The sequence below is a fragment of the Phyllobacterium sp. CCNWLW183 genome (genome assembly GCF_037203775.1).
Classification (GTDB): Bacteria; Pseudomonadota; Alphaproteobacteria; order Rhizobiales; family Rhizobiaceae; genus Phyllobacterium; species Phyllobacterium ifriqiyense.
The window spans coordinates 206,728-222,919 of sequence record NZ_JBBCBN010000001.1 but is presented as its reverse complement, the minus strand read 5'-3'; the positions used below and the strand labels follow the sequence as shown (position 1 = coordinate 222,919).

The window sequence follows — 16,192 nt, the reverse complement described above, 5'->3', positions numbered from 1 at the left end:
AGTTTCAAAAATGACAGTTATTCGTTTGAACAATGTACGCAAATCCTTCGGTACCTTTGATGTGATCAAGGGCGTGGATCTCGAAATCAATCCTTGCGAGTTCATGGTTTTCGTGGGGCCGTCCGGCTGCGGAAAATCGACGCTCCTTCGCTTGATCGCAGGGCTTGAAGACATCACCTCCGGCACGCTGGCTTTCGACGAGAAGGTTGTAAACAGCCTCACTCCATCGCAGCGCGGCATCGCCATGGTGTTCCAATCCTATGCGCTTTATCCGCATATGACTGTTTACGACAACATGGCTTTCGGGCTGAAGCTGGCAAAGGGTGGCGCGGACGAAATCAAGCGCCGGGTGAACGAGGCGGCGGAAATGCTGCAAATCACCGATTACCTCGACAGATTGCCCAAACAACTCTCAGGAGGGCAAAGGCAGCGCGTCGCCATTGGCCGGGCGATCGTGCGAGATCCGAAAGTATTTCTCTTCGATGAGCCGCTTTCGAACCTCGATGCCGCATTGCGGGTGCAAACGCGTCTTGAAATCGCCAAGCTCCACGCGAAAATGCATGAGACGACGATGATCTACGTCACGCATGATCAGGTGGAAGCCATGACGTTGGCTGATCGCATCTGTGTATTGCGTGATGGCAATGTGGAGCAGGTCGGTACGCCGATGGAGCTATATGAGAAACCGCAATCGACTTTCGTTGCTGGATTTATAGGATCTCCAAAGATGAACTTCCTGACGGAAAAATTCGCCGATGCCTATAAGGCACACACGCTTGGGATACGTCCGGAGCATCTTGAAGTTCGGGAAAAGGCTGGCACTTGGGCTGGAAAGCTCATCCATTCTGAAAATCTCGGTTCTGAAAGTTATCTTTATATCGATATCGGCGCAAAGGAACCGCTTGTCGTTCGTCAGGACGGGAAGCCAAGCCGGCAGCCGGGGGATCTTCTCCATGTTTCGCCCATCAACGACAATGTTCACCGCTTCGACCAATCGGGCTACCCGGCCCGGGCATGAAGCAAAAGCAGCACACAGCATAAAGTAAGGAAATCATCATGCCGATTCGTACGCTCGTCTGGGGTGAAAACGTTCACGAGCATATCAACAAGACCGTTGCCGACATATATCCGGAAGGTATGCACAATCAGATAGCCAAATTGATTGGCAAGGATGCCAATATCAGTGTGAAGACCACGACGTTGCAGGAACCCGAACATGGCTTGACCGACAAGGCACTTGAAGAGACGGACGTTCTGGTCTGGTGGGGCCATCGCGCTCACGGCGATGTTGCCGATGAAATCGTCGAGCGTGTTGCAAAGCGTGTTTGGGAGGGAATGGGCCTTATTGTTCTTCACTCCGGGCACTTTTCCAAGATTTTCAAGCGTCTGATGGGATCACCTTGCGCCCTGAACTGGCGTGAGGCAGGGGAACGCGAGCGTCTTTGGGTGGTCAATCCAGGACATCCGATTGCCAAGGGGTTGCCAGCCTATTTCGAGCTCGAGAATGAGGAAATGTATGGCGAACCGTTTTCAGTTCCAGAACCTCTGGAAACAGTTTTCGTGTCATGGTTTCAGGGTGGCGAAGTTTTCCGCTCGGGACTGACCTATCGCAAGGGCGCGGGTAACGTTTTCTACTTCCGTCCTGGTCATGAAACCTATCCTACCTATCATGATGAGACAGTGGGCCTGGTCTTAAGAAATGCCGTCAATTGGGCATATAATTCCAATCGGTTCCCGCACATTACGGATGCTCCGAATGTGCCTGTAGAGAAGGCTCTGGAGCCTATCAAGGCTCGGGGTGGAAGTTTGCACGAGGCTGGCGAAGAAGGCTTCCGCTAGACCTCCAAGTACGATTAGAGATGATGAATATCGATCGCGGCGCTTGCACTCGGGGAGTGCAGCGCGCGTTTAAAGGACCGCAAGCATGCGTTTATTGATCCTAGGAACCGGCAGCATGGCCAATGCCCATGCAAAGAATTTCTCTGAAATTGAGGGGGTGACACTTGCGGGTGCTGTCGACGTGAACATCAATAGTGTCGAAGCGTTCCGCGAAAAATACAATATTGAGCGGGCCTTCACATCGCTCGATGACGCGCTTGCATGGGGTGATTTTGATTCGGTTGCCAATATCACGCCCGACAACATTCACTATGCAACCACTATGCAATGCCTAAGGGCTGGCAAGCATGTTTTCTGTGAAAAGCCTCTGGCCGTGAACCATCAGGACGCGATGGAGATGGCTCAGACGGCGGAAGCGGCACATCTGGTCGGTATGGTCAACTTGACCTATCGCAATGTCGCGCAGTTGCAGGCTGCTCGTAAACTCGTGACCAGCGGTCAGATCGGGCAGGTCAAGCATGTCGAAGCTTCATATCTGCAAAGCTGGCTTGTTGCGAAAATGTGGGGCGAATGGCGCACTGAAAGTCGTTGGCTTTGGCGGCTGTCGAAAAAGCACGGCTCAAATGGAACTCTGGGTGATGTTGGTGTCCATATTCTGGACTTTGTGGTTTATGCCACTGACACAGAAATTGACGAAATATTTTGCCGGTTGAAAGCCTTCGACAAGGCTGACGGCAACAGGATCGGCGAATATGATCTTGATGCGAATGACAGCTTTACCATGACAGTCAGCTTCACAAACGGAGCGCTGGGCGTTGTGCATTCAAGCCGTTGGGCAACGGGCCATGTCAATGAATTGAGGCTGCGGGTCTATGGCGACAAGGGATCGCTGGAAATCCAGCATCGGCATGATGGCTCAAAATTGATGGTTTGCCTTGGCGACGATGTCGAAGCTGCAACGTGGAAAGAACTTGATGTCGAGCCGGTCTCAACAAATTATCAGCGTTTCGTTGAAGCGGTTGGACAAGGCAGAACATTAGAGCCGTCATTCCGCCACGCCGCAAAATTGCAAAAAGCAATAGACCTTGCCACGATCACGGAGATGGATCGCAAGGAACACCAGCTGGAAACAAATTCAGCGTAGCAACATCACCTTGCACATGGTTCCGGCCCTGAGGGCGGGGGCATGTGGTTCGCGGATGATAAGGCATTCGGCATCGCTCAAAAACTTCAGCATTGACGAATCCTGCAAGGGAAAAGGCGTGGCTGTGAGCGTGCCGTCGGCATTTCGTGCAAGCGTGGCGCGCACATAGTCCTGACGTTGATCATTCGTGTCCATGTCACGACCCAAAACTGCTGCACGCAGGTTAGAGTGGTACTCCAGCCCAAGCATCGCGCGGATCAGCGGTACCAGGAAGATGTGGCCGCATATCAAGCTGGAAACCGGATTGCCCGGCAGGCCCAGAATATTCATGTCGTTCAATCGCCCGAACATAAGCGGCTTGCCGGGACGCAAAGCAATCTTCCAGAAATCGAGTTTCATGCCCTTGGCAGCCAAAGCAGGCTGGACCAGATCATGATCACCAACGGATGCGCCGCCGAGCGTTACCAGAATATCCGCTTGAGCTGCCACAGCGCGGTCTACAGCCTCGCTCAAAGCTTCCAATCGGTCTTCTGCTATGCCAAGATCAATAGGCAAACCACCTGCCTGGCGTATGATTTCGGCCAGACCAAAAGTGTTTGAGGCAATGATCTGGTCGGGCCGGAAGACTTCGCCGGGATTCACCAATTCATCGCCGGTTGCAAGAATTGCAACTTTTGGTTGCCGATATACCCGCACTGCGGGATAATTTGCTGCGGCGGCCAGTGCAAGGGCCGAAGGATCGAGCGTCCGGCCATTTTTCAACAGCAGATCACCCTCCTGAAAATCCAGTCCCGCCTTGCGAATATTTTTGCCGAGGGTAATCGTCTCTTTGATTTCGACTTGGGAGCCGTGGGCAATGGTATTTTCCTGAATTACCACGCTATCAGCACCAGCAGGAACGGGCGCGCCGGTGAAAATTCGAACAGCCTCTCCAACGCCCAACGAACCTTGAAAGGCATGACCCGCTGCAGATTGGCCAATCAGTTTCAAGTTGACGGGGACGTTTGCGATATCGGCAGCGCGAACAGCATAGCCATCCATCGCCGATGCGGCGAAGGGCGGTTGTTGCCGTTTTGCATAAAGGTCTTCAGCCAGAACACGCGCCCCGGCTTCGCTTAGCGGAACTGTTTCCGCATCTGTTCTGACAGCGGCACCGACGATGCGCGACAGGGCTTCATCAACGGGGAGGAGTCCAGCCATTTAACGCTCGCTGGCAGTAATATTGGCAGACCAATCGCCAGATTTTCCGCCGGTTTTCTGCAAGAGCCGAATGTTTTGAATATTCATGCCCTTGTCCACGGCCTTTGCCATGTCATAAATCGTCAGACAGGCCACGGAAACAGCGGTCAGAGCCTCCATCTCAACACCCGTCTTGCCCGTCAATTTAACGGTCGCAGTGATGTGCAGACCGGGCAATGTCTCATCGGCTTCAATATCGATCGATATTTTGCTCAACAGCAGTGGATGGCATAGCGGGATGAGTTCGTGCGTCTTCTTGGCGGCCATGATGCCAGCGATGCGTGCGGTGCCGATAACATCGCCTTTGGCGGCATTACCGGTCTGGATAAGCTTCAGCGTCTCTGGGAGCATGGAAACAAACCCCTCAGCTGTTGCCAGACGCACGGTTTCAGTCTTGTCGCCAACATCCACCATATTGGCTGCGCCTGTCGCATCGAGATGGGACAGTTTGGAGGGCGTCATGCGGCATCCGTTTGCGATGTATTGCCGAATAGAAGTGATTTGGTTGCAGCTGTTACGTCGACTTGACGCATCAGGCTTTCGCCAACGAGGAATGAGCCGATATTGGATTGTGCCAACCGCCGACAATCGTCATGAGTGAACACGCCACTTTCGCTGACAAGGAATTTAGAGTCCGGCACCATGGCAGCCAGTCTTTCTGATACAGCCAGATCAACTTCAAAGGTGCGCAGATTGCGATTATTGATACCCAGAAGCGGCGAGGATAGTTTCAGCGCGCGCTCCATCTCTGCTTCGTCATGAACCTCGACAAGTACGTCCATACCGAGCGAGAACGCAGTTTCTTCAAGCGCAATCGCCAGATCGTCAGTCACGCTGGCCATAATGATCAAAATGCAATCTGCACCCCAGCTCCGCGCTTCATAGACCTGGTAGGTATCGAAGAGAAAATCTTTACGCAGGGCAGGGAGCTTCACCGCAGCACGTGCTGTCTTCAAGAATTCCGGCGCACCTTGAAATGATGGGCCATCGGTCAAAACCGAAAGACATGCTGCACCGCCGAGTTCATAGGCTTTTGCCAAAGCAGGCGGATCAAAGTCTGCCCGGATCAATCCCTTGGATGGGCTAGCCTTTTTAATTTCGGCAATCAGGGCAAATTCGCCCTTGGCGCGTTTCGACTTCAGAGCATCGAGAAAGCCACGGCAGCTATCTTGATCGGCGATATAGGCTTTGAGATCTTCCAGCGACGCGGTGGCCTTCGCCGCAGCAATTTCGTCGCGCTTATAGGCCTCAATCTTGCGAAGAATATCTACCATGGTCAGGCTACCCTGCTGTTTGACACTTGCACGAGGTTCTTTAGCACATTTCGCGCCGCGCCGCTGTCAATGGAATGAGCGGCCATCTCAATACCAGCCTTCAGATCGTTTACAGCTCCGGCTATTACAAGTCCTGCACCGGCGTTGAACAGTGTGATATCGCGATAGGCGCCATGTGCCCCATCCAGCACCGAAAGCAAGGAAACAGCATTCTCATCGGCTGTTCCGCCTTTCAGGTCCTGAGGGTCGACTCGCCTTAAACCAAACGTTTCCGGTTCAATTTCGAAGGTACGGATTGTACCGTTTTCGAGAGCGGCAACCTTGGTCACCCCTGCGGTGGTGATTTCATCCAGACCGTCGCCATGCACCACCCAAACCGACTGGGAGCCGAGATTTTTTAGCACATGCGCAATTGGCTCGACCCATTCGGGTGCGTAGACGCCAACCAACTGACGTTTTACGCCTGCCGGATTTGTCAAAGGTCCCAAAAGGTTGAAAATAGTACGTGTTCCAAGCTCAACACGCGCAGGGCCAACATGCTTCATCGCCGGATGATGCATGGGCGCAAACATGAAGCCAATCCCCGCCTGCTCAATGCAGGTTGCTATGAGTTCTGGACCAATTTCGATGTTGATACCAAGCGCCGCTAGAGTATCGGCGGCCCCTGATCGGGATGATAACGCCCGGTTGCCATGTTTTGCGACCGGCACCCCGGCTCCTGCAGCGACGAAGGCAGCACATGTCGAAACGTTGTAGGACCCTGACTGATCACCGCCGGTGCCAACAATATCAATCGCGTCGACGGAAGTGTTAACCTTGAGCATCTTCGAGCGCATGGCAGCAACGGCGCCTGTGATCTCATCAATGTTTTCACCGCGAACACGCAAAGCCATCAGCAGCGCGCCAATCTGGGCCGGGGTAGCCTGTCCCGACATCATGATGTCGAAAGCTTCAACCGCCTCGTCCTGGGAAAGTGCGTTGCCGGAAGCGGCAATACCAATGAAACGCTTTAGCTCAGCCATTATTCACACATTCTTACCGGGCGAGCGCCTGATCGATGACTGTCTTGTTGACTGTCACCGGATAGACGGTCTGCAATTGCGCTATCAACTGGTCGAGGAGATCATCTGCAAGACGCGAACCAAATGCATCTTTCTCCGCGGCTGTAAGAGATTCAGGACCGACATTGGCGGGTTCGATTGCCTCGGTAACCTTAAAGATCAACTTCGATCCATCGCTTGCCGATTCACTCATTCCAACCAAGCCCTGAGGTCCATCGAAAACAGAATCTACGCCACCTTGACCGAGGTCAGCATCCTTGCTTTCGCGCGTAATCCCACGCTTGGTTTCCTTGGTGAATTTGAACTCAGTGGCAATGTCGTCGAGTGACGTTCCATCCGCAACGCGCTTGCGAACTTCCTCAGCTTTCGCATTCAGCTGTTTTTCGAGTTCGGCTGTCTTCCAATGCTCGATGACCTTGGCTTTAACTTCGTCCAATGGCCGTTCACGGGCTGGCGTTACGCTGTCGACATCGTACCAGAGATAGGCATTCGTGCCGAGGCTGAACGGCTCATTGTCAAAACCGACATCAGCCTGGAAAATTGCGGCCATCTGGTTTTCATCAAACAGCAAGTTTGGAACGTCTTTTTCGTCGGGCGAGCGACCATTCTGGTCCACCGCATCGATCGTTACCACCTTCAGGTTTTGAGTTGCGGCAGCTTCCGCCATGGTCTGGCCATCAGCGCGCGCATTTTCATAGGCGTCATGGACATCCGCTACGGCATTTGTCGCCTGTGCAAGGGCAATATTCTCACGAATTTCTTTTTCAACTTCAGGAAGCTGCTTGACTACTTCAGGTGTGACCGCAGTGACGCGAACAATCACAGGACCAAACGTTCCCTTCAATACGTCGCTTACGCCATTGACTTGAAGCGCGGAGATTGGCTCGGCGATGGATTGGTCGGGCAGGGCACTCTTCGGGAATGTGCCAAGATGCACATCATTCATGCTCTTGCCTTCGGCCTTGACCAAATCCTCGAAGCTCATGCCTGTTTTAAGCTTTTCCAATCCAGCTTTCGCAGCAGCTTCGTCGGCAAATGACAGCTGTTCGATAGTGCGCGTTTCCGGTGTGGAGTAGCGGGCAATGTTCTTTTCGTACTCTGCCTTGATCTCTTCAGGCGTTACCGTTGCCGGGTTTGCAATATCCGAGGCCTCAAGTTTGACGTAGCTGACCTTGCGGTATTGCGGCGCGCCATAGACTTCTTTGTTGGCTTCGAAATATGTCTTCAGGTCCGCATCACTTGGGTCGGCAACGCTTGAGACGAAGTTTTTCGGCATAGCTACATATTCAATGGTGCGCGATTCGCCTTTGTAAATAGCGATGGCTTTAACCAGCGTTTCTGGAGCCTTGATCCCGTCTGCGACAGCCTCGACGATCTGTTGGCGGCGTGCAACCTGGGCGCTATTGTCTAGATAGTTTTGCGGCGTCATGCCAGCATTGCGCAGAACGGCGTCAAACTGTGCGCTGCTAAACTGTCCGTTTGCGCCCCGAAATGCGGGATCTTCGGCTGCAAGCTGGGCCAGACGGTCTTTTGACAGACCCAAAGACATCTTGCGGGCCTGCTCATCAAGCAAGGCGCCGGCAACAAGCCGCCCCTGGACCTGATTGCTAATGCCGATGGCATCAGCCTGTTCGCGTGTCAGCCGTTGACCAAAGCGTTGCGACAATGACGCAAGCTCGCGGTCATAAGCCAAGCGGTAATCGAGAGGCGATACTTCGGAATCTCCCGCCTTGATGGCAGCATTGCCGTTAATGGCGCCAAGCAGGGTGCTCGACGCGCCCCAGCCTATAAAGCTGAGTCCGAGAAGAGCGAGAAGCAACTTGGCTACCCAGGTCTGGGCAACATTGCGGAGGGAGTCGAGCATATTAAAGTCACCGTATTAAACGAAACGCAGTTGAATCCTAGCGGGAATAGCGTGATGCAAAGCTTGTGTCGATTGCTTTATCAAGTGAATTTGCTAGTCAGGCAATCAAAGACTTCAGAAAATCGCCCAAACCATGACTTTCGTGACTTAAGGAAGAGAAGATGACCCCCAATATTCGCCCTCTCGTCGCCGGCAACTGGAAAATGAATGGCATGGGAGATCAGCTTGATGAACTTCGCGTGATCATTAATCGTCCCAACTCGGCAATCGGCGAAAAAATAGATGCTCTCATTTGCGTGCCTGCAACGCTTGTCTGGCGAGCTGCGCAATCCGTAGAGGGTGAGAAGTTGAGCATTGGTGGTCAGGACTGCCACGCAAAGCAGTCTGGCGCTCATACAGGTGATATAGCTGCCAGCATGCTGAAAGACGCGGGAGCATCGCACGTCATCGTCGGTCACTCGGAGCGCCGCACCGACCATGGCGAGACCGATGCCATCGTCAATGCCAAGGCGCGCGCTGGCTGGGAAGCTGGTCTTACTGCCATTATCTGCATCGGAGAAACCGAGTTGCAGCGCAAAGCAGGTTCGACGCTGGAAATCATCGCGACGCAACTTGCTGGGTCAGTTCCCGATAATGCCACCGCCGGAAATACGATTGTCGCCTACGAGCCCGTCTGGGCAATCGGAACCGGACTGACACCGACTGCCGAAGACGTGCGTGAAGTCCATGCATCTATTCGGGTGGCATTAAGCGATCGCTTTGGTGATGAGGGCAAGTTAATGCGCATCCTCTATGGCGGGTCGGTAAAACCATCCAATGCTGTTGAACTTCTTGGTATAGAGAATGTCGATGGCGCACTTGTGGGCGGTGCGAGCTTGAAAGCGCCGGACTTTCTCGCCATCTGTGAAGCATATCATTCGCTCTAAGCGTAAAACCGGGCTTGGTTTATCGACCGATACGGTGTAAAGAGCCGCGTCCGACACTTGAGAAGCAGAAAATACCCATGCAAACCGTCCTTATTGTGATTCATCTTCTGATAGTACTTGCCCTCGTTGGGGTTGTGCTCGTGCAGCGTTCCGAAGGCGGTGGTCTGGGTATTGGCGGCGGGTCCGGTTTGATGACGGCACGGGGTGCTGCAAACGTGCTGACCCGTGCAACAGCCATCCTGGCAACAGGGTTCTTTATCACTTCCTTGGCGCTCGGCATTCTTTCGCGCTATAGCGAAACGCCCACTGACATTCTCAATCGTATTCCGACGACGACAGGCAGTCAGCCTGCCGGTCAGCAGCCTCCTTCAAGCGGCGGTGTTCTTAATCAGTTGGGCGGCGCATCGTCGACCGCCCCGGCAACGCCAGCGGCACCAGCCCCCGAATCGACCGCGCCTGCGCCTACAGCACCGGTTACTCCAGCGCAGCCTGCAAATCCTGTTCCGAACTCGCAGTAAAACGCATACGGTTATATAGTTACGCGGAACCACAACAATGTGTTGCGGTTCCGCAACTTCTTTGATGCATCCATCATTCGTCAGGAATGATCACAGCGATTTGCATTGAGAAGGGCCCTGTCTTCAGTTATCGCAATATCAAGTTGGCCTAGGGGGCCCGGCAAGCGTCGCTTGGGACGCTTTGCAATCCATTCGGGAATACACATCATGTTGTCACGTCGCTCATTGCTTATTGGAATGTCGGTACTGGCCTTGGCCGGCCCTGCATCTGCCGAGCCGATCCTCAAGAAACTTACAAAGCCTTTCACTGGCGAACGCGATGCAGCAAAGCCGGTAGAAGTGGCGGAGGTGCGCACGCCGGCCCGCCCGAAGAAAACAAAATATGGCATTGATCCAAAATACATGCCGCAGGAAGTTGAATTCTCCGGATACAAGCCGGGCACGATCGTGATCGATCCGCAAGCGAGATTTCTCTATCTGGTCCAAAGCGCCTATTCTGCCCGCCGTTATGGTATTGCCGTTGGCAAGGAAGGGCTCGAGTTCAAGGGTACGGCTGTTGTCCAGACAAAGCGCGAATGGCCTCGTTGGATTCCAACCAAGGAAATGATCAAGCGCGAGCCAGCTCATTATGCCAAGTATGAGAACGGCATGGATGGCGGTCCTGGTAATCCTTTGGGCGCCCGTGCAATCTATCTGTCACAGGGAAATCGTGACACCTATGTGCGTATCCACGGCACCGTGCAGCCTTGGACTATTGGTAGCTCAGCTTCCAATGGCTGCTTCCGCATGGTCAATGATCACGTTATCGATCTCTATGATCGCGTGAAAATCGGCACGGAAGTTGTTGTTCTATAACAACTAATACCGGATTTAATTGAACGGCCAGACTTTGCGTCTGGCCGTTTTGTTTGAAATGAAGAAAAGATTTGTGCGGGAAAACGGCGCTTCAGCCGAATTTTTTTGTGGCCAAATCACTTGCAAAGGACTAACGAGATAAGCCCATGGCCCGATATGTTTTCATCACTGGTGGCGTGGTTTCTTCCCTCGGAAAAGGCATCGCTGCAGCCGCTTTGGCGGCACTCCTCCAAGCTCGTGGATACCGTGTACGGATTCGCAAGCTTGATCCTTATCTCAACGTCGACCCCGGAACGATGTCGCCCTATCAACATGGCGAAGTGTTTGTAACCGACGATGGCGCCGAAACTGACCTTGATCTTGGTCATTATGAGCGTTTCACGGGGCGTCCTGCCAATAAGCAGGACAACATCACGACAGGGCGGATTTATCGCAACATTATCGAAAAGGAACGCCGGGGCGATTATCTCGGTGCGACGGTTCAGGTAATTCCGCACGTCACTGATGAGATCAAGAACTTCATTGTCGAAGGCAATGAGGATTATGATTTCGTTCTTTGTGAAATCGGCGGTACGGTCGGTGACATTGAAGCAATGCCTTTCCTTGAGGCGATCCGCCAACTTGGCAATGATTTGCCGCGCGGCAGCGCTGTTTATATCCACCTGACCCTCATGCCCTACATACCGGCTGCGGGTGAACTCAAGACCAAGCCAACCCAGCATTCGGTAAAAGAGCTGCGTTCCATTGGTATTGCTCCCGATATTCTTCTCATTCGCGCTGATCGCGAGATTCCGGAATCCGAGCGCCGCAAGCTATCGCTGTTCTGCAACGTTCGGGCTTCTGCCGTTATTCAGGCGCTTGATGTGGATACAATTTATGATGTGCCTATGGCCTATCATAAAGAAGGTCTGGATTCAGAAGTCTTGGCCGCATTTGGGATCGATCCGGCACCGAAGCCTCGCATGGAGCGTTGGGACGAAGTCAGCCAGCGCATCCACAATCCGGAAGGCGAGGTTACGATTGCCATTGTTGGTAAATATACCGGCCTGAAAGATGCGTATAAATCGCTGATTGAAGCGCTCCATCATGGCGGCATGGCCAATAAGGTAAAGGTCAATCTGGACTGGATCGAATCCGAAATATTCGAACAGGAAGATCCTGCGCCTTACCTGCAAAAGGTTCACGGTATTCTCGTGCCTGGCGGGTTTGGCGAGCGCGGTTCGGAAGGCAAGATACTTGCCGCCAAGTTCGCCCGCGAAAAAAAGGTTCCGTATTTCGGTATTTGTTTTGGCATGCAGATGGCTGTGATCGAAGCCGCTCGTTCCTTGGCTGGCGTCGAAAAGGCATCTTCTACCGAGTTTGGCCCAGCGAGCGAGCCCGTTGTTGGCCTGATGACCGAGTGGCTTAAAGGCAATATGCTTGAAAAGCGCGCGCAGACCGGGGATTTGGGCGGAACGATGCGTCTTGGCGCCTATGATGCGTTGCTCAAGTCGGGCACACGGATTGCTGATATTTACGGTTCTACCGACATTTCCGAACGGCACAGACATCGGTATGAAGTGAATATCGAATATAAGGACCGTCTTGAAGAATGTGGTTTGGTATTCTCGGGCATGTCGCCGGATGGCGTTCTGCCTGAAACGGTGGAATATCCTGACCATCCCTGGTTCATCGGTGTACAGTATCATCCGGAATTGAAGTCGCGTCCGTTTGAGCCACATCCATTGTTTGCATCGTTCATCAATGCGGCGATGGCGCAAAGCAGGCTCGTTTGATCGGCAAGGGTGTGACTTGAATTGCAGTCAGCATTGAGGCACACCCTTTCATCATGAGCAATTTGTCACCCCGCACGCCCCGTCCTGTCGACCATCTGGTTTTGCCCACGGCAGATCTGGAAATCGCACGCGTGCGATTGGAACAACTTGGGTTCACGGTCGCGCCTGTAGGGGTACATCCGTTCGGAACCGAAAATGTTTGCGTATTCTTCGGCGATAATAGTTTCCTTGAGTTTTTGGCCATAGGTCAGCGCGAGACATGCGAGGCTGAGGCGATTAAAGGCAATGTGTTTGTCGCGCGGGATCAGGCCTATCGGTTCCGTAACGGGCAGGAAGGTTTTTCTGCACTCGTCATGGGCAGCGAGAACGCAAAAGCCGACCATCAATCTTTCGCAGAGGCAGGGATTTCTGCCGGCAATATTCTGGATTTTTCCCGGCCGTTCATTTTGCCGGATGGCAAAGAGGACCGAGCGGGATTTCGCTTGGCTTTTGCCGCGGACCTGCGCGCACCCGATATATTCTTCTTCACTTGCGAGCGCATAAACACCCCAAAGGTAGATCGGAGCGCGTTGCAATTACATGCAAATGGTGCTGCCGTTTTGCGGGAAGTGGTTCTTTCTGAGGTCAATCCCACGGATTTCCAGTATCCTTTGCAGGAAGTGATCAATCAGCGCGACGTCAACGCGCATTCATTCGGCATGGATATGGCTGCGGCCAATGCAAATATTACCGTGCTTACGCCATCCGGATTGAAGGCATTCACCGGCATAGAATCATCAACAATGGAGCGCGGTCTGCGCCTGCAAGCTTTCGTGCTTGGTGTTCGTGATCTGGCGGCAGTTGAATCTTTACTCATCAGCAACAATATTCCAATCGAAAAGCGTGGCTCCCGCCTGATCGTGCACAAGGCACCAGGGCAGGGCGCTGCCATCGCATTTGAGGCCCTCTAATATGTCCCAGAATTCCATCGTTTCCGCTGGCAATGTCGCATTTTCCAATAGCGGCAGACTTTCGCTCATTGCGGGCCCTTGCCAGATGGAAAGCCGCCAGCACGCTTTCGACATGGCAGGCGCATTGAAAGAAATGACCGAAAAGCTTGGCATTGGCCTCGTCTATAAATCCAGCTTTGACAAGGCGAATCGCACGTCGCTCTCCGGCAAGCGCGGCTTTGGCCTTGAAAATTCCTTGCCGGTATTTGCTGATATTAAAAAGGAGCTTGGTCTTCCAACGCTCACCGATGTTCACACGGAAGAGCAATGCGCAATTCTCGGCGAGGTTGTCGATGTTTTGCAGATTCCAGCCTTTCTTTGCCGCCAAACCGATCTTCTGATTGCTGCCGCCCAGACAGGTAAAATCGTGAATATCAAAAAGGGTCAATTTCTTGCGCCTTGGGATATGAAGAATGTCGTGGCCAAAGTGACAGAAAGCGGCAACCCAAATGTGATGGTGACCGAGCGCGGAGCTTCCTTCGGTTACAACACGTTGGTGTCCGACATGCGATCCCTGCCAATTATGGCAAGCTTTGGCGCGCCGGTTATTTTTGATGCGACTCACTCCGTGCAGCAGCCGGGTGGCCAGGGTGGTTCGACTGGCGGTCAGCGCGAATTCGTTGAAACTCTATCGCGCGCGGCAGTGGCCGTTGGTGTGGCGGGTGTCTTTATCGAGACGCATCAGGATCCCGATAACGCCCCGTCAGATGGTCCCAATATGGTGCCGCTGGATCAGATGCCTCGTTTGCTTGAAAAACTGCTGGAATTCGACCGCATAGCAAAAGCTGTTTGACCACGCGCGACATTGTTCCGCAATTAAAGTTGGAGTTTTTTGCAACCATGGGCCAATTCACTCATTAACCCTTCATGCAAAAGCAAGAAGGAGAAGCAAAATGCCAACCAGTTCAGGTCATACAACAGCTATCCGCGCTTCACGTGTTATTGGCACCAATGTCTATAACACTGCCGGCGAAAAGATGGGCGAAATTGAGGATGTCATGCTTGATAAGACATCCGATAAGATAATGTTTGCAGTTGTCGGCTTCGGAGGTTTCTTGGGCATTGGTGAAAAGTACCACGCCATACCTTGGTCACTGCTCGACTATGACAAAAACAATGGCGGTTACACAGTTGGGTTCACCCGCCAGCAGCTGGAACAGGCTCCTGTGAACACAATCGCCGAGCTTACGGAAAATGATGGCCGCAAGGTAAGGGATATGTCGTTCTCTTATTATAAGGTCGATAAGGCGGCTTAACGTCGCTGATCTTCAAAAGAGGCCGCTTTCGAGCGGCCTTTTTTCCGTTTTAATGCACAAATCGACTTGTCAGGGTTTTCCTTGTCATCTTCATTCGCTATTCAGGGGCCAGCTTATGCTGTCCCACGTTTTCAAAAGGAACTCCCATGACTGCGATTGTCGATATTATTGGCCGTGAAATTCTGGATAGTCGCGGTAACCCGACTGTGGAAGTCGATGTCATCCTCGAAGATGGTTCCATGGGCCGCGCTGCTGTACCTTCGGGCGCATCGACTGGCGCACATGAAGCTGTTGAGTTGCGCGACGGCGGAACCCGTTATCTCGGCAAGGGCGTTCAAAAAGCTGTTGACGCAGTGAATGGCGAACTGTTTGACGCGATTGGCGGTCTAGAAGCAGAAAACCAGATCCATATCGATCAGACCATGATTGAACTTGATGGCACGCCGAACAAGAGCCGTCTTGGTGCCAATGCCATTCTCGGCGTTTCGCTCGCTGTTGCCAAGGCCGCCGCTGAGGCATCGGGCCTGCCGCTTTATCGCTACCTCGGCGGTCCAAACGCTCATGTCCTGCCAGTGCCCATGATGAACATCATCAATGGCGGCGCCCATGCCGACAACCCAATCGACTTTCAGGAATTTATGATCCTGCCAGTCGGCGCGTCATCTTTGGCAGAAGCCGTGCGTTATGGTTCGGAAGTGTTTCACACGCTGAAGAAGCGCCTCAAGGATGCGGGCCATAGCACAAATGTCGGCGATGAAGGCGGCTTTGCTCCAGATTTGAAGTCTGCTGAAGAAGCGCTCGATTTCATCATGGAGTCGATTGAAAAAGCTGGATTCAAGCCAGGTGAAGAAATCGCGATCGGTCTTGATTGTGCCGCCACTGAGTTCTTCAAAGGCGGAAATTACGTATACGAAGGCGACAACCAGAGCCGTAACCCGAAGGCGCAAGCTGAATATCTCGCTCAGCTCGTTGGCAATTATCCCATCATAACGGTCGAAGACGGCATGTCGGAAGATGATTGGGAAGGCTGGAAGCACCTCACTGATCTTGTTGGAAAGAAATGCCAGCTCGTCGGCGACGATCTTTTCGTGACCAACTCGGCCCGTCTTCGTGATGGCATCAAGATGGGTGTTGCCAACTCGATCCTCGTCAAGGTCAACCAGATTGGCACATTGTCTGAAACTTTTGACGCTGTGGAAACGGCCCATCGCGCTGGCTATACATCTGTGATGTCGCATCGTTCTGGCGAAACCGAAGATTCAACCATTGCGGATCTTGCAGTTGCTACCAATTGCGGACAGATCAAGACCGGATCGCTGTCACGTTCCGACCGGATCGCGAAGTACAACCAGTTGATCCGTATTGAAGAAGAGCTTGGTCCGCAGGCCAGCTATGCGGGCCGCGGCATTTTCCGCTTCATCTAATATTTGAACCTATCGAATTTAAATGGCG

The 16,192-nt window shown here is 53.0% G+C and carries 16 protein-coding genes; 11 read left to right on the top strand and 5 right to left on the bottom strand.

The genetic code is table 11. The features are described from left to right. The first annotated feature begins 10 nt into the window (after nucleotides 1-10). The 3 genes from V9K95_RS01135 (at nucleotide 11) to V9K95_RS01125 (ending at nucleotide 2,983) form a co-directional block, all read left to right on the top strand. Complete coding sequence (locus V9K95_RS01135; protein WP_336440071.1) at nucleotides 11-1,018, top strand: ABC transporter ATP-binding protein; 1,008 nt, start codon at nucleotides 11-13, stop codon at nucleotides 1,016-1,018. A 38-nt stretch (nucleotides 1,019-1,056) separates the two neighbouring features. Continuing rightward, a complete protein-coding gene (locus V9K95_RS01130) occupies nucleotides 1,057-1,839 on the top strand; it encodes a ThuA domain-containing protein (protein ID WP_336440072.1) in 783 nt (260 codons plus the stop codon). An 85-nt stretch (nucleotides 1,840-1,924) separates the two neighbouring features. Beyond that, nucleotides 1,925-2,983 carry a Gfo/Idh/MocA family protein gene (locus V9K95_RS01125; protein WP_336440073.1) on the top strand — a complete coding sequence of 353 codons (1,059 nt, stop codon included), beginning with the start codon at nucleotides 1,925-1,927 and terminating at the stop codon, nucleotides 2,981-2,983. Here V9K95_RS01125 and V9K95_RS01120 read toward each other — a convergent pair. From V9K95_RS01120 to V9K95_RS01100, 5 genes are read right to left on the bottom strand one after another with little or no spacing between them, the layout of a single operon-like run. Beyond that, the gene (locus tag V9K95_RS01120) at nucleotides 2,975-4,183 is read right to left on the bottom strand and encodes a molybdopterin molybdotransferase MoeA (protein WP_336440074.1); all 1,209 of its coding nucleotides are present in this window, start codon (nucleotides 4,181-4,183) and stop codon (nucleotides 2,975-2,977) included. The genes V9K95_RS01125 and V9K95_RS01120 overlap by 9 nt on opposite strands. Further along, nucleotides 4,184-4,684, bottom strand: a complete 501-nt coding sequence (gene moaC / locus V9K95_RS01115; protein ID WP_336440075.1) for a cyclic pyranopterin monophosphate synthase MoaC — start codon at nucleotides 4,682-4,684, stop codon at nucleotides 4,184-4,186. Further along, nucleotides 4,681-5,496 (bottom strand): indole-3-glycerol phosphate synthase TrpC, encoded by an 816-nt coding sequence (trpC, locus tag V9K95_RS01110; protein WP_336440076.1) that lies wholly within the window; start codon nucleotides 5,494-5,496, stop codon nucleotides 4,681-4,683. The genes moaC and trpC overlap by 4 nt, the downstream gene beginning before the upstream one ends. A 2-nt stretch (nucleotides 5,497-5,498) precedes the next feature. After that, nucleotides 5,499-6,518 (bottom strand): anthranilate phosphoribosyltransferase, encoded by a 1,020-nt coding sequence (gene trpD, locus V9K95_RS01105; protein ID WP_336440077.1) that lies wholly within the window; start codon nucleotides 6,516-6,518, stop codon nucleotides 5,499-5,501. Between the two features lie 13 nt (nucleotides 6,519-6,531). Then, complete coding sequence (locus V9K95_RS01100; protein WP_336440078.1) at nucleotides 6,532-8,421, bottom strand: SurA N-terminal domain-containing protein; 1,890 nt, start codon at nucleotides 8,419-8,421, stop codon at nucleotides 6,532-6,534. Between the two features lie 161 nt (nucleotides 8,422-8,582). On the opposite strand from V9K95_RS01100, the gene tpiA reads away from it, so the two are divergent. The 8 genes from tpiA to eno all read left to right on the top strand — a co-directional run bounded on the left by tpiA (nucleotide 8,583) and on the right by eno (nucleotide 16,164). Then, complete coding sequence (gene tpiA, locus V9K95_RS01095) at nucleotides 8,583-9,347, top strand: triose-phosphate isomerase (protein ID WP_336440079.1); 765 nt, start codon at nucleotides 8,583-8,585, stop codon at nucleotides 9,345-9,347. Between the two features lie 77 nt (nucleotides 9,348-9,424). Then, nucleotides 9,425-9,865, top strand: a complete 441-nt coding sequence (secG, locus tag V9K95_RS01090) for a preprotein translocase subunit SecG (RefSeq protein ID WP_115053037.1) — start codon at nucleotides 9,425-9,427, stop codon at nucleotides 9,863-9,865. Between the two features lie 207 nt (nucleotides 9,866-10,072). Then, nucleotides 10,073-10,720: a L,D-transpeptidase gene (locus tag V9K95_RS01085; protein ID WP_115053038.1), complete on the top strand. Its 648-nt coding sequence runs from the start codon at nucleotides 10,073-10,075 to the stop codon at nucleotides 10,718-10,720. Nucleotides 10,721-10,866: 146 nt separating this feature from the next. Next, nucleotides 10,867-12,495 carry a CTP synthase gene (locus V9K95_RS01080; RefSeq protein ID WP_307285123.1) on the top strand — a complete coding sequence of 543 codons (1,629 nt, stop codon included), beginning with the start codon at nucleotides 10,867-10,869 and terminating at the stop codon, nucleotides 12,493-12,495. 53 nt (nucleotides 12,496-12,548) lie between these two features. Further along, the gene (locus V9K95_RS01075) at nucleotides 12,549-13,445 is read left to right on the top strand and encodes a VOC family protein (RefSeq protein WP_336440080.1); all 897 of its coding nucleotides are present in this window, start codon (nucleotides 12,549-12,551) and stop codon (nucleotides 13,443-13,445) included. A gap of 1 nt (nucleotide 13,446) precedes the next feature. After that, complete coding sequence (gene kdsA / locus V9K95_RS01070; RefSeq protein WP_336440081.1) at nucleotides 13,447-14,277, top strand: 3-deoxy-8-phosphooctulonate synthase; 831 nt, start codon at nucleotides 13,447-13,449, stop codon at nucleotides 14,275-14,277. Nucleotides 14,278-14,377: 100 nt separating this feature from the next. After that, entirely contained in the window at nucleotides 14,378-14,740 is a 363-nt protein-coding gene (locus tag V9K95_RS01065; protein ID WP_115053042.1) for a PRC-barrel domain-containing protein, read from the top strand. Between the two features lie 146 nt (nucleotides 14,741-14,886). Beyond that, nucleotides 14,887-16,164, top strand: coding sequence for a phosphopyruvate hydratase (gene eno, locus V9K95_RS01060; protein WP_115053043.1), 1,278 nt, complete (start codon nucleotides 14,887-14,889; stop codon nucleotides 16,162-16,164). Nucleotides 16,165-16,192 lie beyond the last annotated feature (28 nt).

Bases quoted from the DNA above. Each gene is read 5' to 3' on its own strand.
- V9K95_RS01135 (WP_336440071.1), top strand. From the start codon at position 11: ATGACAGTTATTCGTTTGAACAATGTACGCAAATCCTTCGGTACCTTT.
- V9K95_RS01130 (WP_336440072.1), top strand. From the start codon at position 1,057: ATGCCGATTCGTACGCTCGTCTGGGGTGAAAACGTTCACGAGCATATC.
- V9K95_RS01125 (WP_336440073.1), top strand. From the start codon at position 1,925: ATGCGTTTATTGATCCTAGGAACCGGCAGCATGGCCAATGCCCATGCA.
- V9K95_RS01120 (WP_336440074.1), bottom strand. From the start codon at position 4,183: ATGGCTGGACTCCTCCCCGTTGATGAAGCCCTGTCGCGCATCGTCGGT.
- moaC (WP_336440075.1), bottom strand. From the start codon at position 4,684: ATGACGCCCTCCAAACTGTCCCATCTCGATGCGACAGGCGCAGCCAAT.
- trpC (WP_336440076.1), bottom strand. From the start codon at position 5,496: ATGGTAGATATTCTTCGCAAGATTGAGGCCTATAAGCGCGACGAAATT.
- trpD (WP_336440077.1), bottom strand. From the start codon at position 6,518: ATGGCTGAGCTAAAGCGTTTCATTGGTATTGCCGCTTCCGGCAACGCA.
- V9K95_RS01100 (WP_336440078.1), bottom strand. From the start codon at position 8,421: ATGCTCGACTCCCTCCGCAATGTTGCCCAGACCTGGGTAGCCAAGTTG.
- tpiA (WP_336440079.1), top strand. From the start codon at position 8,583: ATGACCCCCAATATTCGCCCTCTCGTCGCCGGCAACTGGAAAATGAAT.
- secG (WP_115053037.1), top strand. From the start codon at position 9,425: ATGCAAACCGTCCTTATTGTGATTCATCTTCTGATAGTACTTGCCCTC.
- V9K95_RS01085 (WP_115053038.1), top strand. From the start codon at position 10,073: ATGTTGTCACGTCGCTCATTGCTTATTGGAATGTCGGTACTGGCCTTG.
- V9K95_RS01080 (WP_307285123.1), top strand. From the start codon at position 10,867: ATGGCCCGATATGTTTTCATCACTGGTGGCGTGGTTTCTTCCCTCGGA.
- V9K95_RS01075 (WP_336440080.1), top strand. From the start codon at position 12,549: ATGAGCAATTTGTCACCCCGCACGCCCCGTCCTGTCGACCATCTGGTT.
- kdsA (WP_336440081.1), top strand. From the start codon at position 13,447: ATGTCCCAGAATTCCATCGTTTCCGCTGGCAATGTCGCATTTTCCAAT.
- V9K95_RS01065 (WP_115053042.1), top strand. From the start codon at position 14,378: ATGCCAACCAGTTCAGGTCATACAACAGCTATCCGCGCTTCACGTGTT.
- eno (WP_115053043.1), top strand. From the start codon at position 14,887: ATGACTGCGATTGTCGATATTATTGGCCGTGAAATTCTGGATAGTCGC.